Consider the following 25,714-nt stretch of genomic DNA (forward strand, 5'->3'; position numbering starts at 1 on the left):
TCACCTGGGCACAGATCCCTGGACGGTCGCCTGCCGGTGCCGCCGCTCAACGGGTGACGCTGGCATATGCCGGTGTGCGTGCTCATCCGCGCGCCCCCCGTCTGCTCCCATGCTCGACGCCAACCAGGCCGGTGTCAGCGACGGTTGACACTTCGCAGGGTTCCGCGCCGCACATCAGAAGCGCACGCGGCTGCCAGGGAGCCGCCCTGCGGACGGGCCCCACCGGTGTCGCCAGGAGGAGCGCGCCCCGCGGTCCTGCGTGCTGCGCGTCGGCCGCGTACTGCTCGACCACACTCCCGTGCAGCCGTACCGGGGCGAGGTCAGCAATCTGCGGGCGCGGCCGACGGCTTCGGCGGGGAGACCCTACCGATCGCCACAGACGGGCCGCGCTCCCCGGCAGCACATGTCGCCAATCGGGTGATTTGGTGTCTCTACTTGCGTGCCTGTCATCTCAATAGATTACTAGGAGCGTCCAATCCGGTGGGTCGCCCATCCTCTCCCGGGGAGTGAGGCGTCGGCCTGCCGTATGGCCGGTCACTACCGGTGGCGCCGTGGGCTCTCCTGGCAGAGGCGTGAACGATCCGCCCGCCACCGCGACCGGCGACAGTCATCCAGGGCCGTCTCCCCCTCACGCCCGGAAGTAGCCCGGCCACATACATAGACCGGCCCGCCAGCGCCCGGTTCACCGCCTCGGCCACGTCCGTTTCGTCCTCGCCGGGGCCTGGTCCGAACCGCAATGCGCGTGGCCTGTGACTTTTTCCTGGGCACGCACGGTGCGCGGTTCACCTCACCCGTTCAAGGAGGCAGTCGTGTCCATCTCCAACCAGGCATCGACCAGCGGCGGACAGACCGTCGTCATCACCGGCACCAACCTCGGTGGGGCCACGGCCGTGCACTTCGGCTCCAATCTGGCCACCATCACCGCCAACACGGCCACCTCGGTCACCCCCACCACACCCTCCGGCAGCGGGGTGGCCCAGGTGACCGTGACCACCCCGGGCGGCACCAGCAACCCGCTGAACTTCTACTACGTCGGCGCGCCGTTCAAGGCCGCGCTCAGCGCCACCTCCGGGCCGCTGGCGGGCGGCAACGTCGTCACCATCACGGGCACGGGCCTGTCGACCGCCACCGCCGTGCACTTCGGGGCCAACACCGCCACACCGACCGTCGTCAGCGACAGCGCCATCACCGTCGCCGTGCCCGCGGGCGCGGCGGTCGGATCCGTCGGAGTGAGTGTGACCACCGCGGGCGGAACCAACAACGGCTTCACCTACACCTACGTGGACGTGCCCACTGTGACCGCTTTCGCTCCCACCTCGGGGCCGGCCTCCGGCGGCACCGCGGTGACCATCACCGGCACCTCCCTGAGCAGCACCGAGTCGGTCACCTTCGGTGGCCGGTCGGCCCCGTTCGTCGTCATCAACGACACCACCATCGCCGCCGTCGCACCGCCCACCGCCGACGGGGCCGGCGGCCCCGCCGACATCACGGTCACCAACGCGGCCGGAAGCGCGACCGCTGCGACCCCGTTCCAGTACCTCTCGAGCCCGGGGATCTGAGGCGGAAGACAGGCATTGACCCCCGGCCCCGTGGCCAAAGAGGCCGTCTGCCCGGGCGGGACCGTCCTCGGTCCCGCCCGGGCAGAGCCCGTCCCACCGCACCCGGTACCGGTTCCTCGGCCAGCCCCGGAAGAACGGGGTGCTTTCCTGATCACACGGCAGGACCGGCGCGAATCGCAGGCCGTGACCTCCGCCGCGTCCCGGAAGCGATCCGGTACGTCGAGCACACCAGCGGGCGCTCCAGGCGCCACCTCCCGCGCGACCTGGCTCCATGGGGACCGCCGACGGATACTCCGCCCGGCAGAAGGACGGGGGCGTTCGCCCAAGCTCAACGGCCCTTTGAGTCGCGTGGCACGAGAACGGCCGTGATCCCGAGCCGGGCGCCAGTGCGCTGGATTCCCCGAGCGTCAGGACGAGCCGTGCCGTGCCGGTAAAGGAGACCGGGGACGGGGGACACGCATTCGGCTGGTGCCCGATGGAATGCCGGATGACGTTCCCGGCACGCCGGGCCATGACGAAGCCCTGTCATCCGCGCCGCGATCGACCGGAGACCGCGCACGGCGTTCACGGCTACGGCGTGCCGGACGACGCCACCCGCGTCGGGATTCCGGCCGTGGGACCGGGCGTTAGAACTTTCGTCGGTGACCGGCCCTTATGAGCGGCTGTCGCTGACCGTGCCGACGTGCAGAGGTGAACTCACTTGAAGCGCCGTCAGGAAGTGCTTCGCGCACTCCGGCGCTGTTCCGACTCTGTCCGCTCCTCTTCCGGTCCGCCCGCAGGAGACCCCACGATAGGGGAAAGAGGATGAGGGAAGAAGCAGATCGACCGGCGAGGATGAGGAGGGCCGGGCGGCCGCCTCGCCTCCGCCCGCAGAGCGTCCCACGGTACGGCCGGTCCGAGCCCCGCTCCCGGACGGTTCGGGGAGGGCGGCGAACCCCGTCGCCGGGCACGCCCAGGTGCAGCGGGTCGCCGTGATCCAGACCCGCGCACGCGAGGCCGTCGGCTTCAGTCCACACCGGCAGGCGACGGCACCGCGGGACTTTACGGCGGCAGCGACACCGTCGGTGCTCCGGGCCGGCCGGTGGACCGGCTTCCGGTGGTTGCGGCTTGGATGGGACCGAGCAGCCGTCCTGGGTCGGCGTCCGCAGCGGGGGCGCGACTCCAGAGATTCACTTCCACGAGAGCGGAGACGGCGGCCGCTCGGGCGTCGATCGTGCCCGGCCTCCGAGCTCCGGCCGGAGGCTTCGCGCGGTGCGTCCGGGCTGGGATCGAGCAATTCCGAACGGCAGAGGGTGGGGAATTCCGTCCATCCGCGGCCGAGCCGTCTCTTGGCCGCGGACACGGAAGTCGCGATCTCTGCCGGGTGAGGAACAAGCACGCAAATCCGGCACGGGCAGGTCTGATTCCTCAGCCGCGACGCTATGGCGCAGGCCGTTTTCCGGATTGCGAGATCGTCGGACACTGCGCCAAGCGGGTGAATGCGGGCCAAAAGGCTTGTCACCGATTTCACCGCTCTGGATTACTTTTCTGTATCCAACCGGCGGGCCGCCCATCCCTCCCGGGGGAACGTGCAGCCGGCGCCCGCCGTGCTTCAGGCGGCGGTGGTGTCCGGCTCGATGGGCACCCCGTGGAGGATCTGGATCCATCTGCCCGCGCCGCCTCAGCGGTGCCGGCACATGCGGCGGCTTACATACGCCAGGAGGCGTCATGCAAGCAATCCAAAGGTTCCGAAGGATACTGGATGCGGCGACCGGATGGTCTGCCGACCCCTCTTCCTCGTACCGTCGAACGACGACGTCAGCGCTGTGGAGCTGGGGGCTTCTGTTGGGGTGGTACTTACACACGGTGGTGGCAGGAAGTCAGCCCGCGCGCGAGCTGTCGACGACGGAACGCATGACCCCAGCCCCCCACGGCCAGGTTTTCGAGCGGGACTCCAGCAGGATGCGCTCGGCCGAGCCCGTCCTTGGACGGCGCAGGCGGCGCCGAGGGCGGATCGGCCGAGAGCGGCGTTGCGGCCGCAAGGACAAGCCTCCTGACCACGGCGACCCGGGCACACGGCGGTGAACGCCTCCACGGTGGGCGAACAGGCCGTTCCGTGACGGCTCATGTGGCTCAACGGCACTGCAGGGCCACTTGTCATGGCGTCAGACACGTCGTAGCTCGACTGCCCACGAGTCGGACAACGAGCGCGCCGCTGAGCCAAGCGTCGTCGTGCCGATCACTCGGTGCCCTCGGGGCCCGGGAGATTCACCACCGAGGGGACCCGGGCGAGCCGCTCACCCGCGTCTCGCCGCCCGGACTCTGCTGACCGTCGGCCCGCGTCCGTGCTCGACGCGGCGGTCGGGCGTCGGCGCAAGCTCGGCTCACCACCCCTGACGAGCCCCGGTCGATGTTCCCTCCGTCGGCCGGGGCTCCCCGCTTCGGCGCCCGTCGCGTCCCCGGGCGGATAGCCGACGCTTCAGGCGCCTTGCGCACGCCGACATCCGTCACCTCGGAGACCGTACAACCTATGGGGCAAGTCATGATTGATCACAATATTCCGGTGATCGATTCGATCAGTCCGGCGTCGGGGGCGGCGGGGTCGGTGGTGACGCTGACCGGCTCCGGGTTCTCGGGAGCAACGGCGGTGCGGTTCGGTGCCGTTGCCGCCCCGTCGTTCACGGTGGTCTCGGACACGCAGATCACCGCCACGGCGCCGGCAGGCTCGGGCACCGTGCAGGTGACGGTGACCACCCCCGGAGGCACCAGCAACAACCTCGCCTACACCCACACCGCCCCACCGGCAATCTAGGGTCGCCACCTCTTCCGAAACCGGCGCGGACATCGGAATCCCACCCCGTCCGAGTGTCCGACGAACAGTGAGCTCCGGCAGCTTCTGCTGCCGGAGCTCACTGTTTCCCCGCCGCATCCCCCCTACGGACGGCGGCGGTTCGGCCCCCGTCCTACAGGTAGGTGTAGGAGGCGCCGTTGCTGGTGCCGGCCGGCGTGATCACCGTGACGGGGACGGTTCCGGTTCCGGGCGGGGAGACGGCCAGGATGGCGCCGTCGCCCAGCACGGTGAAGTTCGTGGCGGGGGTGGTACCGAACAGGACCGCCGTCGCGCCGGACAGGCCGTGCCCCACGATGAGGACGGGCAGGCCACCCACGGCCAGGCCGATCGGAGGCACGAGCGCGAGGATGGTCGGCGGGGCCGGCAGCTGGTAGGTGTAGCTGAGGGTGTTGCTGGTGCCGGACGGCGTGACCACCTTGACCGGCACGGTGCCGGTCCCGGGCGGGGCGACCGCCGTAATGGCGCCGTCGAACTGGACGGTGAAGCTGAGCGCGGGGGTGGTGCCGAACAGGACCGCGGTGGCCCCGGTCAATCCGGTGCCGACCAGGAGCACGGGGTTACCGCCGGTCGACGGACCCTGCGAGGGGACGAGTGCGAGGAGAATCGGGGACACAGGATTCCTCTTTTCCGATTTCCGAACGCCAGACAAGGCCATTGTCGCCAAGTCTACGAGGCGTTTTCCTCACGGTAGGTTCGACCGCCATCGCGTGACAATAGGGAATTCGCCAAAGACGGAAGCAAAGGTCTTTATCAGGGGCGCACAACCTCTTCGACACCTCGCCGGAGGGAACCGGTCGCGCAAAAGACTTGCCGCTGGGCATTTTAGGTGAGCACGAGCGAGTGCCTTCCGAACGGCCGTCGAGGAGTTCTCGAGGATCAGACTGATAATCACGGTGAAAGCGCTCGGAAACCGGGAGAGAAACGTGCCAAAACGGTTCAGCCGACCCTCTGACCTGCAACTATACCCATGACATGGGGCAACATTGAGAGCATGGCGAAGTCGTCGTATTTATTCGGGTAAGCGGTACCCGGCCGGACCTTGTTCAGGTGACGCCACGGCTTCGATGGCACCTCTGCGATCTAGGAACTGCGATGCGAGTGGCCCCTGGTGCACTTCATGCGCTCGCCTCAGTACGTCATCGGGCTCGCGGCTCAGTGCGACCGGTTGAGCAGGCCGATCGGCGGACGAGAGGCATGTAAGAACACTCAGGTCTTACCTGAGCACCTTGCAGCTGATCCGGCCGTGCCACGCTCCGATGATCGAGCGGGTTTCGGTCTCCGAGGCGGCGGGGATGCAACATCAGCAATGCGCGAGCTGCTTCCCTCACTACTTCTGTGGGGAAGCGGCTCGTTCGCTACCGGCCGGGGTCGGTCAGAGGACGCCCTGCCGGGCTCCACCCTCGAACGCTGCCGACTTGGTCGAAGGGGCTTCAGCCTATTGGTTGGAGACGGCGGTGATTGTCCCGGTGCCGCCCGCCCGTTGGTTTGCGTCGACGGCTTCCTGATAGGTGACGTACCGGCGAATGGTGCCGTCGGGCAGGTTCAGTTGGTAGACGATGGTGGTGTGTGGGGATCCTCCGCCGCAGTTGCAAGGCATGGATGCCATCCTTTCGGCTTCGATTCATGGGGCAGGGCGTTCATGGGGCCGTCGCCGGTCAGTCCAGCCAGCGTGAAGCGACTCCCGCCAGGTACGAGAGCGTCAGGGCAGCCGTGGGTACCTGGAACCATGGCGAGCCCTCCAACCAGGTGGCGTACAGGGCGGTGGCGGTGGCGGCCCAGATGCTGGTGCACCATCCGCAGCTGACCAGATAGGCCGCTCGGGAGTCGTCGCCGAAGCGAGCTGCGATCCACGACCTGAACCCCGCTGCCAGCGTGTCCTTAGTAATGAAACGGGTGATGCGACAAGTGGTGCCGAGGGCGAGAAGGAACGCGGTAACGCTCATGGCAAACCATCCACTCACCGATTGACCTATGACGGGGTGGTACAGCGGCACTCGGATCCGGTTCTGCCCGGGATCGGTGCTGGGGCTGCGGTGTGTACCGGTCCAGGGTGCTTGTGTGCGCCGGTCGCTCACGTGGTACGGCTCGGACGTGGAGACGGTTGAGCGACCAATAGGCTGGCAGCTGGGTTGTCCCCCGTCCTTCCACGACGGGGGACAACCTTTTACCGGGGGACCTCCAGCGGGACACCGTCAGCTCGGACACACCGGCCTAGACCTGTGCACCGACGTTCCGGCGGGACCCGTCACGCTGCCCCGGGCGATCTGACCGTAGTCGGTCACACCGGCGGCAAGCAGGGCGTCAGGGAGTTGGTCGCCTGGAGCATGGTGGCGCCGACCGTGGCGTGTGCCGTGTAGCTGCCTGCGAGGATCTGGAGCGGGTTGAGTCCCGCCTGGAGGGTGGCCGTGCCGGTGGCGTCGGTGACGGCGGTGCCCACGAGCTGGTTTGCGACGAAGAAGCTGACCGTGACACCCGCCTGCGCCGGGGAGAGCGTGGCCGTCAGCGTCGCCTTGAACACGTCGGGCAGGGGCAGCGGCAGGTTGACCCGCCAGCAGGCGGGCGCTGCCGTCAAGGTCGTTCCACTACCCACCGTCCCGGTCACGGTGACCGTGATGGGGGCGGAGACGACGCCGGAGCACGCGCACGCGGTGCCGGTCGCGGTGACGGTCGCGGTCACGGTGGCCGGGCCGGCGGTGCTGAAGGTCAGCGATCCGATGGCGATGCCGAGGGCGTTGGTGGTGGCGGTCGCGGTGGCCGTACCGCTGGTGAAGGTGACCGACGCACCGGAGACCGGCACGCCGTTGCACAGCACCACAGCGGTCACCGGGAGCGGCACGCCCACGACCGCCGGCCCGGTCGGCAGCAGCAGCACCTGGCAGGTCGGCTGCGGAGCCACGGTGACCGTGATGGGGACGGAGACCACGCCGGAGCACGCGCACGCGGTGCCGGTCGCGGTGACGGTCGCGGTCACGGTGGCCGGGCCGGCGGTGCTGAAGGTCAGCGATCCGATGGCGATGCCGAGGGCGTTGGTGGTGGCGGTCGCGGTGGCCGTACCGCTGGTGAAGGTGACCGACGCACCGGAGACCGGCACGCCGTTGCACAGCACCACAGCGGTCACGCTGGTCGGCTGGCCCACCACCACCGGCCCGACCAGCGGCTGGATCACCACCGAGCAGCTGGACACCTCAGGCAAGGTGACGGTGATCGGCGCGAGCGTGCAGGCCGGACAGGTCCCAGCCGCCGGGGTGAAGCTCACGGTCACCACCTGGCCCGGCGTCAGCGCCACCCCCAGGTTGGTCGTCCCCACCACGCCGTTGGTCACAGTGGCGGTGACCGTGCCGCCGCCGGGCAGGGTGTACGTCAGCGTTCCGTTGATGGAGGAGAGACCGGCACCGCAGGTGATGATGGTGCTGGCCGTGGTGGTCCCGCTGACCGGGGTGGTCAGCGTTGTGGATATGGTTCCGGCCGGTGCGGGCGTGACGGTCACGGTCCCGGTTTCCGCACCCGTAACGGTGCCGGTGCCACCGGTACCGCTGAAGTAGGTCGCGGACACGACCTGGGTTCCGGACCCAACCGCCGTGAAGCTGACCGTGGCTGAACCGCCGAGGACGGCCACGGTCTGGGTGGCGCCGTCATACGTGATGACGGTGGAGGCGGTCCCCGCGGGAGCGCCGGTGATGGTGACGGTGAACGTCGTACACGCTGGAACCGTCAGGGGGAAGACGACTACTGCCATGGAACGACAACCCCTTCAAGGAGCTTCGGCGTGGGGCTGCCGCTCATGGCTGCGTCATATGGCGCAGCATCCGTCTGCCAAGGTGCCCATGTAGCGCGACAACGACTCGTCAAGCGATCGTCGCCTTAGCTCCCCAACAGAGGGATGGGCACCCCACATTCGGTATCGCCATTAGACCCATAGCCGTGGTCCCGGACCAGACCCCCCGGTCCAAAGTCACTCATATGGCGGGATTTGATAGTTAAATAACATGACTTCCGTATGGGGCGCGCCCTCGCGCCGGGTGCGCGCTCTCCAGCGCCTCCTCGCGGGATCACGCCGCCACCGCCAGGCCCGGCGCCCGACCCGCAGTGACCACGCCTCGGCGGTCTGCTCCAGCGGCTCGATCGTCGGCACCAGGACTGCTCCTCGAGCGCCTGCCGACCCTGCTCGGCGCGACCGACATCCCCGAGCAACTTGTCCTGCCACCCGGGCCGCTGCGCGAAGTCCAGCGCCGCAACCCGGGCCTTCGCCTGTGCGCCACCGGCCTCGTCCTGGACTCCCTGATCCCCGCGATCATGGAACAGAAGGTCACCGTCCTCGAAGCCCGGCGCGCCATGCGCTACCTCGTCCGCCGCCACGGCACCCCCGCGCCCGGCCCGCGCCCCGACCTGTACGTCATGCCCTCCGCCCGCCAGTGGGCCGCCATCCCCAGCTGGGAATGGCACAAGGCCGGCGTCGACCCGAAACGCGCGCCCACGATCCTGCGCGCCGTCCGCCTCGCACCCCGGCTCGAAGAAGCCTCGACCATGGCCGGCGCGCAGGCCTTCGAGCGCCTCATGACCGTGCCCGGCATCGGCATCTGGACCGCCGCCGAGACCCTCCAGCGCGACAACGGCGACCCCGACGCCGTCTCCGTCGGCGACTACCACCTCGCCAACCACATCGGCCACTTCTTCACCGGACGCGCCCGCAGCACCGACGAGCAGATGCTCGAACTCCTCGCCCCCTACGCGGGCCAGCGCCACCGCGTCTGCACACTCGCCTTCCTCGCCGGCGCCAGCGCCCCACGATTCGGCCCCCGCCTCTCCCCCAACGACCACCGCAAAAGATGATCACCCCGCCGAACAGGGCGGAGCCGCGAACGCCTGGCGCACGAGCGACACCGTCTCGGCCGGGCTCAGCCGGCGCCCGTCGTAGCCGACGGTCGCGCAGTACGAGATCACCAGGTGCATGATCGCGGGCCGACGCAGCTCAACCGGGGCGGCGCGCCACACCTCGGCGGCACCTTCCTCGCCGCGCTCCCACAGGGCGAGCTTCAGCGACAGGACGAGCGCAACATCGGGCTGAGCGCTCCGCGCGGTCAGGCGCAGCCGTCGGCTGCCTCGTGCGGGGGCAGCCCGTAAGCGGGCCGGACGGTCAGGTCGGAGAGCAGTCGGCGCGCGGCTTCCCACATGGCCTCGGTGCCGCGTTGCTCCAGCTGGGCGGTCAGCCATCGGGCCGCCTCGGCGTGGGCTGTTGCCACGGTGTCCTCGAGGGCCGCTGACAGGAGATCCTGGAGCTGGAGGTCGCTGCTGCTCATCCTGGGACCGTACTGCGCCGGTCGTCGCGCTGAGGCGGCGGCATCCGCCGTGCTTCGCCCTGCGGATTCACCTTGAACGGAGGACGTCCGCCGGACTCGAGGGCGCACCGGCCATACAGTTCGAAGGTGGCCAGCAAGCCGCCGACCGACTTCGAGGCGATCACCGACGCGCTCTACGTCCTTGCTCCGACCGCCTTCACCGCCGCCCGAAACGAACGCGCCGACGAGGTGAAGAAGTCAGACCCGCAGCTCGCCAAGGCGATCCGTGCCCTGCACCGCCCCACAGTGGCCGCGTGGGCCGCGAACCTCCTTGCCCACCGGCACCACGACCTGGTCAGGCAGCTCATGGACCTCGGTCAGGCCTTGCGGGAAGCTCAGGAGCACCTCGCCGGCGAGCAAATGCGTGGCCTCGCCGACCAGCGCCGCCTGCACCGCTCGGCGGCGAGGGCCAGGCGCAGTTCCTCCACGGGGACGGCGCTCGTTTGAGGGGCCACAACGGCTGGCGCGGCGCCCGCAGATTCCGCGCGCGTCGTATTGAGCAGGAGCGGCCACGGTAGAGCGGGCGGCAGCCCGGCCCGGAGGCGCGCAGCGCGGTGCCACACTCGCGACACCGCGGCCCTTCCTGCTCTGCTTCATTTCCTCGCGCGTCGATTCCTGCGTCACGGTCCGGAGCCTTGTTTCCTCGCGCGTCGATTCGGGGCGCATCGCCGGACGCCTTCGCGATCGTGTTCGTGGTTGACCCTGGTGCCCAGCACATACCCGACGCCGCGTTGCAATCGCAGCGGCGTGCCGTCCGACCGGGCGGAGACCGGGCCTTCGGGCCGGCCGTCGGGGTGATGGCGATCTGAACGGCGAACCCGTCAATCGGCCGCCGGGGTGATCTCGTACATCCCGGGGCCGTCCAGGTAGCGCACCGTGTTGAGGTCGCGCTGCAGGACGGCATCCACCGGGTGGCTGAGCGTCAGGGTAGCCGGGTATTCGCGATCGTAGGTTGTCGCGGTGATCGCGTCGCCGGGCCTCACCTGCACGGTGAGGGAGTGGAAGCTCGCCAGCTGCTCGAGCCGGTCCAGCGCGCGGTAGCCCCGCAGCCGTCCCGAAGCCGGAGCGACCAGTGCCGCCCAGGCGAACGCCTGCCGCCGCCGGTAGGGCCGGCCCGCCCGGGCGCGGAACCGCTCGGGCCGGGCGTAGGCGTCGACGGTCCACTCCAGCTGGCCCTCGCCCAGGACCTCGGCCGTGTAGTAGGGCAGCCCCGAAACGCGGGCGCCCACCTCGACCAGCCGCGGGCCGTCCGGGGTCAGCTTGATCTCCAGGTGCGCCGCGCCGTACCGGATGCCGAGGGCGTCCAGCACCCGGCGGCCGTAGTCGAAGAGCTCGCCGACCGGCTGTTCGTCGGAGCGCAGCAGCACCTGCGCGGTCACCAGGTCCCGCACCCCGTTGGCCTCGATCCGCTCGGTGCGCCAGGCGTCGGTCAGCTGGTGCACACCCGCGCAACTGACCGTGTTCACGATGTACTCGGCGCCCACCAGGTACTCCTGGGCGACGACCTCGGTGATCGGCTCGCCCAGCACCGTACGGTGGCTGCGCAGCCTTCGCAGCGCGGCGACCGAGTCCTGCGGCAGATCGCAGAACGACACGCCGGCACCCCAGTAGCCGCGCAGGGGCTTGACGACCACGGTCCCGCCCACTTTCTCGTGCCAGGCCAGCAGTTCGGCTTCGTCACCGGTTCGCAGCTGCCGCATGCCGGGGACGCCCTGAGCCTTGATCGTTTCGATCTGCACGTACTTGTCGCGCCGCGCGCTGCTCAGGGCCGTGCCGTTGGAGGCCAACTCCAGCCGCTCGGAGAGGGCGTCGGCGAGCTCCACCCCGGTCTCGCGACCGGCCAGGACCGCGACCGGCCCCAGCGCGGCGAGCTGTGCCGCCAGGACGTCCAACTCGCCGTCGTGGAGCAGCACATGAGCGAAGGACCGGTCGTCCACCGGATCGACTCCGACCGGAGGGTCGGGCGTGCTCCGGACCTGGATCACCTCGCCGCCCACCGCGCCGAACGCGCCGGTGAACCCGAAGGACGTGCCGAACGCGTCGACGACCGCGACACGGAATGCTGACATCGGTTGCCTGCCTACTGGTCGGCCGGAGCGGAGCCGGGGCGGGTGAGATCGGCGCGGAGCGCGAGGAGCCGGTACACCGCATTGGTGAGCACATGCCGGACGCTGAACCCCGACGTGCCGGGGTCCCGGCCGTCCAGGATGTCGTGTTCGCCGCCCTGCTCGCGGATGTCGCGACGGGTCAGCCCGGTCCGCTCCCGGAACGCCTCGGGGAGCGCGTGCCGGGTGACGCCCAGGTGCGCCATCCGGAAGTCCACGAACTTGTCGATCACCCTGACCAACCGTTCGCGGCCCGCGCGGTCGAGCACCAGCCGTCCGTCCCGCAGCCGCTGGGACACGTTCGCACCCCGGATGGAGTCGCCGCGCCACCGCGCGATGACGGGCCGGGACCACGAGGGGAAGTAGGACATCGACTGGTCCAGGAAGATGCCGTACCCCTCCGACGGCGGCAGCAGGGCCAGTTCGAGGAGGTGGACACTGGGCATGAACGCACCGCTCGCGCCGCGCGGGCCGCCGGGATGGCCCATGTGGTAGGGGCGGAACCGGTTGAACGCCTCCTGCGACAGCTTGCGGTACCTGGCCATGTACCGCGTGAACTCCGCAAGGTGCTCGACGACGTCGTCCAGGACCGCGGCCGGTCGGGCAGCGGCCGCCGGCAGGACCAGCGAGCGCAGGCCGTAGGCGGCCGATTTGGCCCACGGTTCGGAGAGGTGGTGGCCGAGGTAGAAGTCCCGTTCGAGAGCGGCGTCCCGGCCTGCGGAGAACACCCGGATGTCCCCGCTGCGCCGGTATTCCTCGCAGTTGACGTCGATCAGGAATTCATAGCTCAGATGGGGATCCAGGGCGGGGAACCTGCCGCACTGGGCGGATATCAGCTCGGCCAGGCCGCGGGGCGCGGCCTGCGGCCCCGCGGGCGCGTAACCGCTGAGCAGGAAGAGCAGATCGAGCTGGAGGAGGCGCGCGGTCCGCTCGTCGTCCTCGATGAGGAGCTGCTGAGTGACATTTCGGAGCATCCGCTCCTGTGAATCCGCGAGTTGATGATACGTCGTGCGTTTTGCGGAGAGGTCGTCGAGGGCGGCGGGAAGGCTGCGCAGGACGTAGTCGCGCAGCGGTGAGCCCGAGCGGCCGGGGGCGGGAGAGGTGCGCTGTCGGGGGTGTGTGGCGCTGTCGAAGAGCTGGTTGCTGTTCACGTCTGCTCCTTGCCGGCCGCCGCGACGGGTCGTGACCGCCACTGGGATTGGTGTTGCTCGGAGGCCCGGCTGCCTGCCGGGGCCCGTACCGGCGGCGCCGAGGCCGCGCGGGCACCGGTGGCTCACTGCTCCGCCGGGAAGTCGGCGGCGGCGCTCGCCCCGGCCCACTTCCGGGTCTCCTCCGCGCGCGCTGCACCAGCGGCCAGGGCGGCGGTCACGGCCTGGGCGCCGAGCAGCAGCCGGCGTGGCGGGTCGTCGTGGCCGATGACGTCGATGATCACTCGGGCGGCGCGGGCCGGGTCGCCGGGCTGCGTGCCGTTGTTCTCCTGTCGGTACCGGTTCATGGCGCCGACAGTCTCCTCGTAGTCGGGCCCCACCACCGGGTGCAGCTCCATGGACGAGCCCTGCCAGTCCGTCCGGAAGGCTCCGGGCTCGACGATGACCACCTTCACCCCGAACGGTGCGACCTCGCCGGCCAGTACCTCGGAGAAGCCCTCGACGGCGAACTTTGCGCTCTGGTAGGCACCCATGCCCGGGGTGCCGCCGACCCGGCCTCCCAGGGACGAGAACTGCACGAACACACCCGACCGCTGCTCGCGCAGCACCGGCAACGCGGCCCGGGTCACGTTGACCACGCCGAAGAAGTTCGTCTCGAACTGCTCGCGGAAGTCCTGGTCCGTCATCTCCTCGATCGGGCCGCTGTTGGCGTATCCGGCGTTGTTCACCACCACGTCCAGCCGCCCGAACGCCGCCACCGCGCCGTCCACCGCGGCACGGGCCGCAGCCGCGTCGGTCACGTCCAAGGCCGTGGTGCGGACCCGCGCCCCGTAGCGGGAGATCAGGTCCGCCAGTTGCTCCGGCTGCCGAGCCGTCGCCAGGACCTGGTCCCCGCTCTCCAGAACCGCTTCGGTCAGGCACCGCCCGAAGCCCCGGGACGCGCCGGTGATCAACCACGTGCGAGTCATGTCAATCCCCTTGTGCTCTGTCGTGAGACCCATCGGTCATCACTGTCATGTGCGGTGCATCCTTCTCACATCAGTCATATGACCCTGAGTCGGCCATCAGCCGACGACGGGCCCGCCCCGGACCGGACTGGATGCCCGGACCGGTAGGGCGGTCACGGATGGTTCCCACGTCCACTGAGTGCCGATCGAGGAGGGAGGCGCCCAGCTTCCCGGCAGCATCGCCACGCTTACGCCGCAGTCCTTCGACGTGGCCTCCCCACCGGCACAACTCTCCGGCTTCGGAGTTGACCGCCGTCAACTCCGCCTTCATCCGAGGTGCGGTGAACCTTCCGATATGAGGGGTGGTGGGCCCGCCGAAGGCACGGAGCCTCGGGCGCGGGCCGGTTCACACATCGGCGGCTCACACCTCGGGGGCCGCGGTCTCCTTCAGCGTGCCGTCGCCCAGCCGGAGCCAGCGGTTCACCCCGATCTCGGTGAGGAAGCGCTCGTCGTGACTGACCACCAGGAAGGCCCCCTGGCAGGAGCCTTGTGGGGGATCCCGCATCGGTCGTCTGACGGCCGAAGTCCTCGGGGAAGGGATGGGGTGCGACAAGGGGATGTGAGGACCGTGCGGCGCGCAAGGCGGCGCCGAGCGGGTGGCCTTGCCCGGGACCGTCGGGTGGCGGTCCCGGGTGGAGGCTGCTGGTGGCCGACAGGATTGTTGAGCCATATGACTGATGCTCTGATCAGCACTGGTACTGCACAGTTGAACCGGCACCCCACGCCCGAGTCAGGCTGCGAGCGGCGTGGCTTGTCGGCCTTTGGCGATGCAGCAGGGCCCCGATCTGAGGTCCCGTGCGGGCGTAAGGAGAACCACGCCGGCCGATCCCGCTCGCGGAGGGTCCCTTGGCGTCCCCCGGCTTCTCACAAGGAACGCGGCGCGGTACGGGCGGAGCGGGTCGCAGTCTGAACCGGGGTGCCGACGAACAACCGACGAGTCGATCGACAGGAGAGTGTTTACATGAGCATGTCAGATATCCGTTTTGAGAGCGCGGGCATCGAGATCGCCGCGCACCTGTACATCCCCGACACCCCGGCGCCGGGGCCGCACCCGGCCCTGGTGGTCGGCCACCCGGGGACGGGGGTGAAGGAGCAGACGTCCGGCACGTACGCGCGGCGGATGGCCGATCACGGGTTCGTCACCCTGGCGTTCGACGCGGCCCACCAGGGGGAGTCGGGGGGACTGCCGCGCGGGCTGGAGGACCCGGCTCAGCGCGTGGAGGACTTCAAGGCCGCCGTGTCGTACCTGGTCACCCGTGAGGACGTCGACGCGGAGCGGATCGGCCTGCTCGGCATCTGCGCGTCCGGCGGATACTCGCTGGCCGCCACCGGCGGTGATCACCGGGTCCGGGCCGTGGCGACCGTGTGCACCGCCGACCCCTCCCGCCAGTTCCGGCTCGGTGCCGACGGCGGCCAGGACCCGGCTGTCTTCCAGGCGCTGCTGGGCGCGGCCGCCTCGGCCCGCACTGCCGGCGCCCGTGGCCAGGATCCCGGCGTAATGACGATGTTCCCGCAGACCGCCGCGCAGGCGGGCGCACTCGGCGGCGAGCACGGCGTTGAGGGATTCGAGTACTACTGCACCTCGCGCGGCGAGCACGAGCGGTCCGCGAAGTTCCTGGCTTGGGAGAGCATCGACCGGCTGGCCTCCTACGACGCGTTTTTCGCCGTCCCGCTGATCGGCCCCCGCCCGATGCTGCAGATCGTCGGCGAGCGCGCCGTCACCTCCTGGATGGCCGTCGAGGCCCACCAACGCGCCACCGGGCCGAAGGAGTTGCACTGGATCGAAGGCGCGAGCCACGTCGACCTCTACGACAAGAAGGAGTACATCGACCCGGCCGTCGACAAACTGGCCGACTTCTTCACCACCCACCTCGGCGCCACGAGCTGACCGATGGCGGTGGGGCCCACACCTCGCGGCCGCCGCGCTCGCAGGTCAGGTGACTGAGTCCGCGCACTCTCCCCTGCCACGGAGCCCGGCCGCGAGGCGGCCGATGCGCCGTCAAATGACGGATTCCGACGGGCTGTGCGGACCCAATTACTGAGCATGGCTGGGCCTCGACAATTGCCGTCACCAGTGCCGTTCCGTCTGAGGACACCCTGACACCGCCGTACGGCGCAGGTCACGGTGAGCCGACCCGCCGCGCCACGCGATCAGGTGCCGTGAATCTGACGGCGGAACACCTCACGTCCGGTTTCGGCCCCAGGGAGTCCCGGATGGCAATGCACGAGAACACGAACCGGCCCACCCCGGTCGACGCCGTTTCCTCGGTCTCGCGGCGGCTGGTGTTGTGGCCGGGCAGGTCGGTCCGGCCGCCCAGGCCAGGCGGCCACCAGCCGAGGGGCGGCCCCGGCAGACGCCGGGGCGCGCCGGTGATCAACCACGTGCGAGTCATGCCAAGCCCTTTCGCTGTGTTCCGAGACCCATCGGTCATCACCGTCACGTGCGATCCGTCCAGCGCGCATCAGTCATCCGGGGCTGAGTCAGCGATGATGGCCCGGGGTACGGAATCCGTGCGGCTCAGCCGGCCTGCTGTTCGTAGGATGGGTGAAGCTCCTCCGGGAGGAACTCGTCCCGGAGGTGACATGCCACAACACGCGAAACACCAGTTGCTCGGGCGGAAGCGGGAGTTGGAGGCGCTGGACCGCCTGCTGCGCGAGGTGCGCGAAGGGCACAGTCGGGTGGTGGTTCTGCGCGGTGAGGCCGGCGTGGGCAAGTCGGCGCTGCTCGACCATCTGGCCGGGCAGGCGGCGCAGATGCAGGTCGTACGCGCGGTCGGTGTCGAAGCCGAGTCGGAGTTCGCGTATTCGGCCTTGCAACGGCTGTGCGCTCCGCTGTTGTCGCAGCTGGATCGACTCCCGTCGGTGCAGCAGGACGCGCTGCGTGTCGCGTTCGGTCTGAGCGCGGGGAACCCGCCCGAGATGCTGCTGGTCGGGATGGCGATCCTCGGTCTCTTCGCCGAGGCGGCGGCCCGGACCCCGCTGGTATGCCTGGTCGACGACGTCCAATGGCTGGACCTGATGTCCCGGCGGATCCTGGCGTTCGTCGGGCGTCGGCTGGACGCCGAGTCGGTGGCGTTGGTGTTCGCCGAGCGGATCACCGACGGGAAGAAGGAGGATGAGGGCTTTTCCGACCTGCCGGAACTCCCCCTGCGCGGGCTGGCCGACATCGACGCCCGGGTGCTGCTCGACAGCGTGCTGCCGGGGCCGGTCGACGCTCGTGTGCGGGACCGGATCGTCGCCGAGACCGGTGGGAATCCGCTCGCCCTGCTGGAGTTGCCCCGGGGTCTGTCACCGGTGGAATTGGCGTTCGGCTTCGGAGGGCCCGGCGCCGGTCCGGTGGCGACCCGGGTCGAGGACGGATTCCGTCGGCGCGTCGATGCGTTGCCGGCCGACGCCCGGGCCCTGTTGCTGGTCGCGGCGGTTGAACCGGTCGGTGACGGGCCGCTGTTGTGGGATGCTCTGCGTCTGTTGGGCATCGGGCTGGAGGCCGCGGCAGTGGCTGAGGCCGCAGGCCTGATCACCCTGGGAGCCTCGGTGCGGTTCCGGCACCCGCTGGTGCGTTCGGCCGTCTGGCGTGGCGCGGATGCCGCCACGCTGCGCGCGGCGCACCGCGTCCTGGCCGAGGCCATTGACGCCCGGCGTGACGCCGACCGGCGGGCCTGGCACCAGGCTCACGCCGCGGTCGGGCCGGACGAGGAGGTCGCCGCCGCGCTGGAGCGCTCCGCCGACCGGGCCCTGGCGCGCGGCGGCCGGGCGGCCGCCGCCTCCTTCCTGGAACGTGCCGCCGCGCTCACCCCCGCCCCGAAGGAGCGGGCGCGGCGCGCGCTGGCGGCCGCGGACACCCACCTCGCCGCGGGCGTGCCGGCTCGGGTGCCCGACCTGCTAGCCGCCGCCGAGCTGGGGCCGCTGGACCGGCTGCAGCAGGCCAACGCCAGCCGGCTGCGGGCCAAGGTGTCGTCCATGACCGACTCGGGGCCGGGCGCGGTGCAGCCGCTGCTCGACGCGGCGGGCCGGCTCAGGGACCTCGACCCGGCCGTCGCACGGAAGACCTACCTCGACGCGTTCGGCGCGGCCATTCGGGCCGGCCGGCACGACGAAGGCGGACTGCGGCGAGTCGCCGACGCCGCTCGCGACCTGATACCCGGCGACGAGCCGGCGGGAGTCTTCCTTCGTGCCCTGGTCGTGTGGACCACGGACGGGCCGGTCGCCGCCTTCCCGCTGCTGGCGCGGGCGCTGCGCTCCCTCACCGACGAGGAGGACCCGTCCGTCCTGTGGGCGGCCGCGAACGCCGCCGCGGAGCTGGGCGATCTCCAGGCCTGGCTGGACGTCACCGATCGGGCGGCCCGCTTCGCCCGGACGACGGGAACGCTGTCGATCCTCTCGATGGTGCTGCCCTACCGGGCGGCCGCGCTGGGTTTTGCGGGGCGTTTCTCCGAAGCCGGGGACCTGCTGGCCGAGGCCGCGGCCGTTGAGAAGGCCACCGGCGTGGTTCCGCGCATGACGGCCCTGATCGGCGCGTATCGGGGACGGGAGCGACCGGCCCTGGAACTGATCGAGGCGATGGAACGCGACGGTGAGCAGCCCGCCCTGGGACGGCTCACCGGCATGGCGGCGTGTGTGCGGGCCGTGCTCCACAACGGCCTGGGCAACTATCCGCTCGCCATGGAAGCGGCACTGCGAAGCACGGAGTACCAGGACCTCAACGTGCATTTCTGGGCGAGCAGTGAGCTGGTCGAGGCCGCGACCCGGGCCGGCCACCCGGCGGTGGCGGCCCGAGCGCGCGAGCGGCTGGCCGACTGGGCCCTGGCCGGCACGCCCTGGGCCCTGGGTGCGCAGGCGATCGCCGACGCTCTGACCGGAGCATCCGAGCAGGCCGAAGACCGCTACCGCGAGGCCGTCGACCACTTCGGCCGGGGCGGGCTCGGCGTGTTCGAGGTCCGGGCCCGGCTGCTGTTCGGGGAGTGGCTGCGCCGCCAGAACCGGCGCGCGCAGGCCCGTACCGAGCTGCGGGCGGCGTACGAGGCGGCCGCGGAAACGGGTATGGAGGCGTTCGCGGAGCGGGCTCGGCGAGAGCTGCTCGCCACCGGTGAGACTGTCCGCCAGCGGACCGTCGGCGCGCCGGTCCTGACCCCGCAGGAGGCGCAGATCGCCCGCCTCGCGGCCGCCGGACACGCTAACGCGGAGATCGGCGCGCAGTTGTTCCTCAGCCCTCGCACGGTCGAGTGGCACCTGCGCAAGGTCTTCGCCAAGCTGGGGATCTCCTCCCGTCGCGAGATCGACGGTGCTTTGTTCGAGCGGTGATCGCCGTTGTCCGGCGGATCGGTGGGACGACTACGGCAGCACGGTGCGCAACTCCTGCCGTGAGCTGATGCGAAGTTTGGTGAACACCTTGCGCAGGTGCCACTCGACGGGAGGGGCGCTGAGCAAGAGCTCGGCTCCGATCTCCGCGTTCGACCGGCCGTCCCGTGCGCGCCTGGCGATCCGGCTCTCCCGTTCCGTCAGCTCGACCGTCCGGTGCATGGCAGCCGGCGACATCGCTACCGCGAATTCGGCGAGTTCAAGGCGCGTACGTTCGGCGAACGCTTCGGCGTCGATCTCCACGAACATGCCGTGCGCCGCGCTCAGCTGCGCCCTCGTCGCCGACGACGGTGAAGTGGTGCTCGGCGGTGTCGGATCGCCTGAAAGACCGTCAGTTTCGCAAGTGGTGGGTCATGTTTCCCACGAGATCGACGTGCACGTGTCGTTCGGTGAAGTGCCACCGTTGTCCGCGGTATTCGAACCGGTCCTGGTACCGGCCTGCGGCGATCGGTTGCAGAGGCAGGTCTGGCAGCGCCTGCAGCACGGTGAAGTACGACCGTGCGGTCGCGTGCGTGGAATCAGCCGCGATGTCGATGACGGTGCTGGTCGTGACGTGCTTGGTCCGCGGCGTTCCGTCATCGTAGGTGATGAGTGTGTCCTGGAACATCGCCTCGACGGCCTCTCGGCCGCGGACCGGTGCCCCGCTGCCCACGAACAGGGCATCCGCCAGCAGTGCGCCGACCGCGCCGAAGTCTCCGCTGTCGACGTGCACGGCGTAGGCGGCGATCAGGTTCTCGATGGCGCGGTGACTTGATGAGATATCCATGATGGATCGGCGACCTGTCCTTTCCTGTTGTTCGAAGTCAGCCGTCAGCAGGTGCAGAGGATGCGCCGGGAGGACGGGGGGTCGCCCTCCCGGCGTTGAGAGGGCGCTGTGCATCAACTGGAGTCTGATGGGCCGGTCAGTGGGTGGCGCGGGCCGCCTTCTTGATGACGTCGGCCACCAGGTCGGGGTGGGACATCGCGACGGAGTGTGATGCGGCGACCTCGGTGGTGTGGGCGTGGGCGCGTTCGGCCATGAACCGCTGTGCGGCGGCCGGGATGTTGAGGTCTCCGGTGGTGACGATGTCCCAGCTGGGGACGGTCTGCCAGGCGGCGGCGGTGGCCCTCTCCTCCAGTGCGGCCTGGGCGATGGGCCGCTGCGTCACGGCTGCCAGCGCGGCCCGGTCGGTCGGGACGTCGGCGGCGAACTGGGCCCGGAACTTGTCCTGCTGGATGTACAGGTCGGTGCCGGTGCTGCCGTCGGCGAACGAGTAAGGCACCGGGTCCAGCGTGCCGGACAGGGTCGAACCGGGGAACTGGTTGGTCAGCTGCAGCGCGGACTCGCCCGGTGCGGGCAGGAACGCGGCGACGTAGACGAGGGCCTTGACCCGCGGCTCACCGACGGCGGCCTCACTGATGACCGAGCCGCCGTAGGAGTGGCCGACCAGGACGACGGGGCCCTTGATGTGGTCGACGAGGCTGCGCAGCGCGGCGGCGTCGGAGGCCGGGCCGCGCAGCGGGTTGGCGGCGGCCACCACCGGGTAGCCGTCGCGGTGCAGCTTGGCGATGACGCCGTCCCAGCTGGAGCCGTCGGCGAACGCGCCGTGCTCCAGGACGATGGTCGGCCTCGCGGCCCGGTCGCTGGCCGAGTCCTGGGTCGCGGCGTTCGCGGTGCCGACGGCGGCGAACGCGCCGACGACGGCGGCGGCACCGGCGATGAATCGGCGCAGGCGGCCGTTCTCAATGGTGAACATGGAAACGCTCCAAGGGTTTTGAACAGTGCGATGGATCCAGCGGTGCTCACTGTTGCCCTCGGCCCGTTCCCGGCGCATCGGTCATGTGACTTCACGCTTCCGGCCCTTCCGGACCTCCGAACCGCCTTGCCGACTGGGCGTCAGGTGACTGATGCACCGCCATCGGCGCGGCGGCCACAGTAATGGCGCCATCCCCGATTCCGAGGAGAGATCATGAAAAGACGGTTCCTGACCATCGTCGCGGCGAGTGTCCCCCTGGTCGCCGCCGCGGCCGTCTCCACACCGGTGAGCGCGTCGGCGGACCTCGCCGCCACCGGCCCCTTGCCCTTCACCTGCGCCCCGTCCGCGCTGCCGGCCCCGGCGGGCACCGCGGTGGAGTCCGTTACCGCGGCCGCTGTGCCGGCCGGCACCTTCCAGGTGCCCGGGGTCCCACCGCTCGGCGGCTTCCCGGTGCCGGACGTCCCGGCGCACTGCGAGGTGACGGTCACGCTGACCCACCCCGGCTCGAACGACCACGCCAAGGTGAACGTCTGGCTGCCGCAGGCGGGCTGGAACGGCCGCTTCCAGGCAGTCGGCGGCGTCGCCTACGCCGCCGGGGACAACGGCGCCGGGCTCGCCGCGGCCGTCAAGCAGGGCTACGCCGCCGCCACGACCGACGCCGGCGTCGGCGGAGCCCTGGACACCAGCTGGGCGCTGGACGCCTCCGGACACGTCAACACCGCGCTCCTGGACAACTTCGCCTCCCGCTCCGCGCACGAGATGGCGCTGGTCGGCAAGCAGGTCGTGGCCGACGTCTACGGCAAGGCGGCGTCCTACTCCTACTGGAACGGCTGCTCCACCGGCGGCCGCCAGGGCTACATGGAGGCCCAGCGGTACCCGAAGGACTTCAACGGCATCAACGCCGCGGCGCCGGGCATCAACTGGAACCAGTTCGAGGTCGCCACCCTGTGGCCGCAGGTCGTGATGAACGAGGCGCACACCTACCCGACCGGGTGCGAGTTCGACGCTTTCAACCAGGCTGCCCTCAAGGCCTGCGACAAGCGCGACGGCGTCGCCGACGGCCTGATCGGCGATCCGCAACGGTGCGACTTCGACCCGCGCCGCCTGGTCGGCACGCGGATCGAGTGCGACGGCAAGCAGGTCACCATCACCGAGGCGGACGCCGACGTGGTCCGCAGGATCTGGGACGGCCCGCGCGATGTGAACGGCAAGCGGCTCTGGTACGGCCTGCCGATCGGCGCCGACTTCCGCTACCTGGCGGACAGCAAGACCGACGCGAACGGCGTCACCACGGGCTCGCCGTTCTTCGTTCCGGCCACGTGGGTCGCCACTTTCGTGGAGAAGAAGCCCGCGTTCAACACCGCGAACCTCACCTACGCGCAGTTCGACGAGATCTTCCGCAAGGCCCGCGCCGAGTACGACCCGGTCATCGGCACGCGCGACGCCGACCTCTCCGCGTTCCGCGACGCCGGAGGCAAGCTGATCACCTGGCACGGCGACGCCGACCAGCTGATCCCCACCGCGGGCACGGTCGACTACCGCGAGCGCGTGGAGGAGAAGATGGGCGGCACGAGGAAGGTCGACGACTTCTACCGGCTCTTCCTGGCTCCGGGTGTCTCGCACTGCGGCCTGGACGGCGGCAAGGTCGACGACCTGGCGTCGCTGACCGCCTGGGTCGAGCAGGGCAAGGCACCGGCGGTGCTGCACGCCACCCTGACCACCGCCACCGGCCGGACCGTCGCCCGCGACGTGTGCCGCTATCCGATGGTCTCCCGCTACACCGGCCACGGCGACCCGAGCGTCGCGAGCAGCTTCCGCTGCGTCCAGGCCTCGCGGGACTGACCCCCCTCAGGCCCGAACACGGACTGCTGAAGAGAAGAGAGTCGTGAACACATTGACGGTGATGTCGAACTCGGCGTCGGTGAACGCACAGGTCAACGGACGCGCCCCGCTGGTGAGGCTGTACCTCGTACGCGGAGTCCTGGCGGCGGTGTGGGCTGTGGCCTTCGCCCACGCCCATGACACGCTCGGCGCTGCGGCGATCACGCTGCTCGTCACCTATCCGCTGCTCGACGCGGTGTCGTCCGCGGTCGACTACCTGTCGGTGCCGGACGGACCGGAGCAGCGCGTCCAGGCCGGCTTGCTGGTGTGGAAGGTGCGCCGGGGTGTGGCTCAGTTGCGGGTCTGAGATCGGTGCGCAGCACGTTCGGGTCCGTCCCCGGTTGGAGGCGGACCCGAACACTCCCACATCGATCATCCGGTGCCGGGTCATGCCTGGCCCGCTGCGCTCAGAGACCCAGATCCGCTGCCAGGCAGGAGAACCTGATCGCCAGCGCGTCGGGGTCAAGGGTGTCCGCCGCCGGATACGTCGGCAGCACCGCCTTCTCTTCGACCATGTCCTCGAAGACGACGCGTTCCGGGAGCGCGCCGAATCGGGCCTTGCGGATCGCCGCCGCTTGCTCGTGGGTGTTCGGATCATTCACTTCCGCACCTCCAAGTGGTCGACACGCTCGCGGGTCACAGGTGGTCGGCGTCCACCACGGCCTGGGCGAACGCCGTCGGCGCCTCCTGCGGCGCGTTGTGGCCGATACCGGGGAGCACGCGGTGCTCGTACCGGCCGGTGAAGAACTTCCGGTACCCGGTACCGTCGGTCGTGGGCAGGAACGGGTCGAGGGCGGGATCCAGGGCGATGGTCGGCACCGTGATGGCCGGCCGGGCCGCGAGCAGCTGCTCGTAACGGTCGTAGCGACGCTCGCCCTCGGCCAGGCCGAGGCGCCAGCGGTAGTTGTGGATCACGATGGCGGCGTAGTCGGGGTTCTCGAACGCCGCGGCGGTGCGCTCGAAGGTGGCGTCGTCGAACTTCCAGGTCGGGGAGACCTCGTCCCACACCAGTCGGCACAGGTCGTGCCGGTACTGCTTGGTCTCCATGGCGACGCGGCCTCGGTCGGTGGCGAAGTAGTACTGGTACCACCAGGTGTGCTCGGCCTTCGGCGGCAGCGGGTTCTGCTGCGAAGGGATGTTGACGATGAGGTAACCGCTCACCGCCACCAGGGCCTTGACCCGCTCGGGCCACAGCGCCGCGACGGTGCCGGCGGCCCGCGAGCCCCAGTCGAATCCGGCCAGCACGGCCTTGTGGATCTTCAGGGCGTCCATCAGGGCGATGACGTCGAGGGCGATCGCGGACTGCTGCCCGGTGCGGACGGTCGTGGGAGACAGGAAGTTCGTGGTGCCGTGGCCCCGCAGGTACGGCACGATCACCCGGTAGCCGGCGTCCGCCAGCAGTGGCGCCACGTCGACGAAGCTGTGGATGTCGTAGGGCCAGCCGTGCAGGCAGATGACCACGGGTCCGTGCTTCGGCCCGGCCTCGGCGTAGCCGATGTCGAGCACGCCGGCCTGGACCCGCTTCAGCTCGGTGAACGTGGTGTGCGTGCCCGGGGCGATAGCCGGGATGACCGGGGCCGGGCGACCGGGCCGGGCGGAACCGGCGGCGAAGGCGGCGGGCGCGGTCGATGCCGCGCCGACCGACACGGCCGTGGCCCCCACGCCGAGACCGACTGCCTTGGTGAAGGTACGCCTGTTGATCATGTCTGATCCTTCCCGGAGACTCGTTGATGCCTCCACTGTTCTTCGGCCACCGGCCAGACACATCAGTCACATGACGTCGAGACGCGCGACGGCGCTCGCGGACGCACGAAGGACCTGCCGGGCCGCCACATTCAGTCATTCGACTGTTTCTGCCGAGCGGCCGCTCGGTGATCCTCGAAGGAGCGCCGCGATGCCGGCGGAGCGTCGTGTGTGCAATCGGAAGGTCCGGCCGTGAAGCAAACCCCCGTCGTCCTCATCCACGGTGCGTGGTTCCACAGATCCTCCTGGGAGGGCTGGGCCGAACGGTTCACCTCGCACGGTTACGCGGTGTGCGTCCCGGGCTGGCCCGGTGAGGCCCCCACCGCCGAGCAGGTCCGCCGTGATCCCGGCCCGCTGCGCGACCTCGGGCTCGCCGCGCTCACGGCCCACTACGAGAAGATCGTGCGGTCCTTCGACAACCCGCCCGTCCTCATCGGGCATTCGGCCGGCGGCCTCATCGCCCAGCACCTCCTCGGAGCCGACCTCGGCCGCGCCGCCGTCGCCCTCGCGCCGCTGCCGGCCCGCGGTGTGCCGCTGGACCACGGCCGGCCCCGGCCGTGGTCGCTGATGCCGGCCGACTCGGCCCGGCACCCGTGCTTCGAGCCGCTGCCGCGCGCCCGGTTCCGACACGTCGTCGCCAACGCGGTCGGTGAGGAGGAGGCCGCGAAGCTCTTCGACCGGTACGCCGTCCCGGCCCCGCTCCGGCTGCTCGCGGACCTCGGACTCGATCGCACCGCCGCCGGGCCGGCCGACACCGTCGTGAACACGGCGAATTCGGCGCGCGGACCGCTCCTGCTCGTGTCCGGCCAGGAGGACCGGATGGTCCCGGACGCCGTGACCCGCTCGGTCTACAAGCTCTACGGTGACTCCTCCGTCGTGACCGACCTGAAGCAGTTCGCCGATCGAGGGCATTCCCTGGTGTTCGACAGCGGCTGGCGCTCGGTCGCCGACCACGTCCTCGCCTGGTTGGCCGCCAACGGCATCGAGGCCGTGGCCGCACAGGGCTGAACG

The 25,714-nt window shown here is 70.3% G+C and carries 23 protein-coding genes; 9 read left to right on the forward strand and 14 right to left on the reverse strand.

The window, feature by feature from the left end; genetic code table 11:
• Positions 1-809: 809 nt before the first annotated feature.
• Together HS99_RS26890 and HS99_RS47035 are read left to right on the forward strand one after the other, a co-directional pair.
• Positions 810-1,559, forward strand: a complete 750-nt coding sequence (locus HS99_RS26890) for an IPT/TIG domain-containing protein (protein ID WP_030558379.1) — start codon at positions 810-812, stop codon at positions 1,557-1,559.
• Between the two features lie 2,542 nt (positions 1,560-4,101).
• Positions 4,102-4,350: an IPT/TIG domain-containing protein gene (locus HS99_RS47035; protein WP_240520909.1), complete on the forward strand. Its 249-nt coding sequence runs from the start codon at positions 4,102-4,104 to the stop codon at positions 4,348-4,350.
• Between the two features lie 151 nt (positions 4,351-4,501).
• On the opposite strand, the gene HS99_RS26900 is transcribed toward HS99_RS47035, so the two are convergent.
• From HS99_RS26900 to HS99_RS26910, 4 genes are all read right to left on the reverse strand, one after another.
• Complete coding sequence (locus HS99_RS26900; RefSeq protein WP_052743427.1) at positions 4,502-5,002, reverse strand: IPT/TIG domain-containing protein; 501 nt, start codon at positions 5,000-5,002, stop codon at positions 4,502-4,504.
• A gap of 822 nt (positions 5,003-5,824) precedes the next feature.
• Positions 5,825-5,986, reverse strand: a complete 162-nt coding sequence (locus tag HS99_RS45275) for a DUF7196 family protein (protein ID WP_167344953.1) — start codon at positions 5,984-5,986, stop codon at positions 5,825-5,827.
• A 58-nt stretch (positions 5,987-6,044) separates the two neighbouring features.
• A complete protein-coding gene (locus tag HS99_RS26905) occupies positions 6,045-6,332 on the reverse strand; it encodes a hypothetical protein (RefSeq protein ID WP_030555968.1) in 288 nt (95 codons plus the stop codon).
• 335 nt (positions 6,333-6,667) lie between these two features.
• Positions 6,668-8,125: a hypothetical protein gene (locus tag HS99_RS26910; protein ID WP_052743428.1), complete on the reverse strand. Its 1,458-nt coding sequence runs from the start codon at positions 8,123-8,125 to the stop codon at positions 6,668-6,670.
• 350 nt (positions 8,126-8,475) lie between these two features.
• Here HS99_RS26910 and HS99_RS26915 point away from each other — a divergent pair, with 350 nt between their 5' ends.
• The gene (locus tag HS99_RS26915) at positions 8,476-9,219 is read left to right on the forward strand and encodes a DNA-3-methyladenine glycosylase family protein (RefSeq protein WP_141763821.1); all 744 of its coding nucleotides are present in this window, start codon (positions 8,476-8,478) and stop codon (positions 9,217-9,219) included.
• Here HS99_RS26915 and HS99_RS45280 read toward each other — a convergent pair whose 3' ends face one another.
• Both HS99_RS45280 and HS99_RS26920 read right to left on the reverse strand, forming a co-directional pair.
• On the reverse strand, positions 9,220-9,381 hold the full coding sequence (locus tag HS99_RS45280) for a hypothetical protein (protein WP_157846608.1): 162 nt from the start codon (positions 9,379-9,381) through the stop codon (positions 9,220-9,222).
• An 86-nt stretch (positions 9,382-9,467) separates the two neighbouring features.
• A complete protein-coding gene (locus HS99_RS26920; protein WP_030598530.1) occupies positions 9,468-9,686 on the reverse strand; it encodes a hypothetical protein in 219 nt (72 codons plus the stop codon).
• Positions 9,687-9,812: 126 nt separating this feature from the next.
• Here HS99_RS26920 and HS99_RS26925 point away from each other — a divergent pair, with 126 nt between their 5' ends.
• Positions 9,813-10,172, forward strand: coding sequence for a hypothetical protein (locus tag HS99_RS26925; RefSeq protein WP_030598543.1), 360 nt, complete (start codon positions 9,813-9,815; stop codon positions 10,170-10,172).
• Positions 10,173-10,546: 374 nt separating this feature from the next.
• On the opposite strand, the gene HS99_RS26930 is transcribed toward HS99_RS26925, so the two are convergent.
• The 3 genes from HS99_RS26930 to HS99_RS26940 form a co-directional block, all read right to left on the reverse strand.
• Positions 10,547-11,794, reverse strand: coding sequence for an ATP-grasp domain-containing protein (locus HS99_RS26930; protein WP_030555962.1), 1,248 nt, complete (start codon positions 11,792-11,794; stop codon positions 10,547-10,549).
• 11 nt (positions 11,795-11,805) lie between these two features.
• Entirely contained in the window at positions 11,806-12,981 is a 1,176-nt protein-coding gene (locus HS99_RS26935) for a hypothetical protein (RefSeq protein ID WP_052405418.1), read from the reverse strand.
• 122 nt (positions 12,982-13,103) lie between these two features.
• A complete protein-coding gene (locus HS99_RS26940; RefSeq protein WP_030555958.1) occupies positions 13,104-13,946 on the reverse strand; it encodes an oxidoreductase in 843 nt (280 codons plus the stop codon).
• Positions 13,947-14,946: 1,000 nt separating this feature from the next.
• Between HS99_RS26940 and HS99_RS26945 the strand changes: the two genes are divergently transcribed.
• Both HS99_RS26945 and HS99_RS26950 read left to right on the forward strand, forming a co-directional pair.
• The gene (locus tag HS99_RS26945) at positions 14,947-15,873 is read left to right on the forward strand and encodes an alpha/beta hydrolase (protein WP_030555955.1); all 927 of its coding nucleotides are present in this window, start codon (positions 14,947-14,949) and stop codon (positions 15,871-15,873) included.
• 482 nt (positions 15,874-16,355) lie between these two features.
• The gene (locus HS99_RS26950) at positions 16,356-19,286 is read left to right on the forward strand and encodes an AAA family ATPase (protein ID WP_232543329.1); all 2,931 of its coding nucleotides are present in this window, start codon (positions 16,356-16,358) and stop codon (positions 19,284-19,286) included.
• 30 nt (positions 19,287-19,316) lie between these two features.
• Here the strand turns inward: HS99_RS26950 and HS99_RS26955 are convergent, their stop codons facing one another.
• The 3 genes from HS99_RS26955 to HS99_RS26965 form a co-directional block, all read right to left on the reverse strand.
• Positions 19,317-19,586: a helix-turn-helix domain-containing protein gene (locus tag HS99_RS26955; RefSeq protein ID WP_223886185.1), complete on the reverse strand. Its 270-nt coding sequence runs from the start codon at positions 19,584-19,586 to the stop codon at positions 19,317-19,319.
• A gap of 88 nt (positions 19,587-19,674) precedes the next feature.
• Positions 19,675-20,223, reverse strand: a complete 549-nt coding sequence (locus HS99_RS26960) for a nuclear transport factor 2 family protein (RefSeq protein WP_223886184.1) — start codon at positions 20,221-20,223, stop codon at positions 19,675-19,677.
• Positions 20,224-20,245: 22 nt separating this feature from the next.
• A complete protein-coding gene (locus HS99_RS26965; RefSeq protein ID WP_030555949.1) occupies positions 20,246-21,079 on the reverse strand; it encodes an alpha/beta fold hydrolase in 834 nt (277 codons plus the stop codon).
• A 213-nt stretch (positions 21,080-21,292) separates the two neighbouring features.
• Here HS99_RS26965 and HS99_RS26970 point away from each other — a divergent pair, with 213 nt between their 5' ends.
• A complete protein-coding gene (locus HS99_RS26970; protein WP_030555947.1) occupies positions 21,293-22,921 on the forward strand; it encodes a tannase/feruloyl esterase family alpha/beta hydrolase in 1,629 nt (542 codons plus the stop codon).
• A gap of 43 nt (positions 22,922-22,964) precedes the next feature.
• Positions 22,965-23,267, forward strand: a complete 303-nt coding sequence (locus HS99_RS26975; RefSeq protein ID WP_191898905.1) for a hypothetical protein — start codon at positions 22,965-22,967, stop codon at positions 23,265-23,267.
• A 100-nt stretch (positions 23,268-23,367) separates the two neighbouring features.
• Here the strand turns inward: HS99_RS26975 and HS99_RS26980 are convergent, their stop codons facing one another.
• Together HS99_RS26980 and HS99_RS26985 are read right to left on the reverse strand one after the other, a co-directional pair.
• Positions 23,368-23,562, reverse strand: coding sequence for a hypothetical protein (locus HS99_RS26980; RefSeq protein WP_030555943.1), 195 nt, complete (start codon positions 23,560-23,562; stop codon positions 23,368-23,370).
• 34 nt (positions 23,563-23,596) lie between these two features.
• Positions 23,597-24,664 (reverse strand): alpha/beta fold hydrolase, encoded by a 1,068-nt coding sequence (locus HS99_RS26985; RefSeq protein WP_030555941.1) that lies wholly within the window; start codon positions 24,662-24,664, stop codon positions 23,597-23,599.
• 231 nt (positions 24,665-24,895) lie between these two features.
• Here HS99_RS26985 and HS99_RS26990 point away from each other — a divergent pair, with 231 nt between their 5' ends.
• Positions 24,896-25,711, forward strand: coding sequence for an alpha/beta hydrolase (locus HS99_RS26990; RefSeq protein ID WP_030555939.1), 816 nt, complete (start codon positions 24,896-24,898; stop codon positions 25,709-25,711).
• The last annotated feature ends 3 nt before the right edge of the window (positions 25,712-25,714 follow it).

The sequence above is a fragment of the Kitasatospora aureofaciens genome (genome assembly GCF_001188955.3).
Lineage (GTDB): Bacteria > Actinomycetota > Actinomycetes > Streptomycetales > Streptomycetaceae > Kitasatospora > Kitasatospora aureofaciens.

Coding starts and splice junctions, on each gene's coding strand:
- HS99_RS26965 (WP_030555949.1), bottom strand. CDS start 21,079: ATGTTCACCATTGAGAACGGCCGCCTGCGCCGATTCATCGCCGGTGCC.
- HS99_RS45275 (WP_167344953.1), bottom strand. CDS start 5,986: ATGCCTTGCAACTGCGGCGGAGGATCCCCACACACCACCATCGTCTAC.
- HS99_RS26910 (WP_052743428.1), bottom strand. CDS start 8,125: ATGGCAGTAGTCGTCTTCCCCCTGACGGTTCCAGCGTGTACGACGTTC.
- HS99_RS26930 (WP_030555962.1), bottom strand. CDS start 11,794: ATGTCAGCATTCCGTGTCGCGGTCGTCGACGCGTTCGGCACGTCCTTC.
- HS99_RS26945 (WP_030555955.1), top strand. CDS start 14,947: ATGAGCATGTCAGATATCCGTTTTGAGAGCGCGGGCATCGAGATCGCC.
- HS99_RS26970 (WP_030555947.1), top strand. CDS start 21,293: ATGAAAAGACGGTTCCTGACCATCGTCGCGGCGAGTGTCCCCCTGGTC.
- HS99_RS26985 (WP_030555941.1), bottom strand. CDS start 24,664: ATGATCAACAGGCGTACCTTCACCAAGGCAGTCGGTCTCGGCGTGGGG.
- HS99_RS26920 (WP_030598530.1), bottom strand. CDS start 9,686: ATGAGCAGCAGCGACCTCCAGCTCCAGGATCTCCTGTCAGCGGCCCTC.
- HS99_RS26940 (WP_030555958.1), bottom strand. CDS start 13,946: ATGACTCGCACGTGGTTGATCACCGGCGCGTCCCGGGGCTTCGGGCGG.
- HS99_RS26905 (WP_030555968.1), bottom strand. CDS start 6,332: ATGAGCGTTACCGCGTTCCTTCTCGCCCTCGGCACCACTTGTCGCATC.
- HS99_RS26960 (WP_223886184.1), bottom strand. CDS start 20,223: ATGCACAGCGCCCTCTCAACGCCGGGAGGGCGACCCCCCGTCCTCCCG.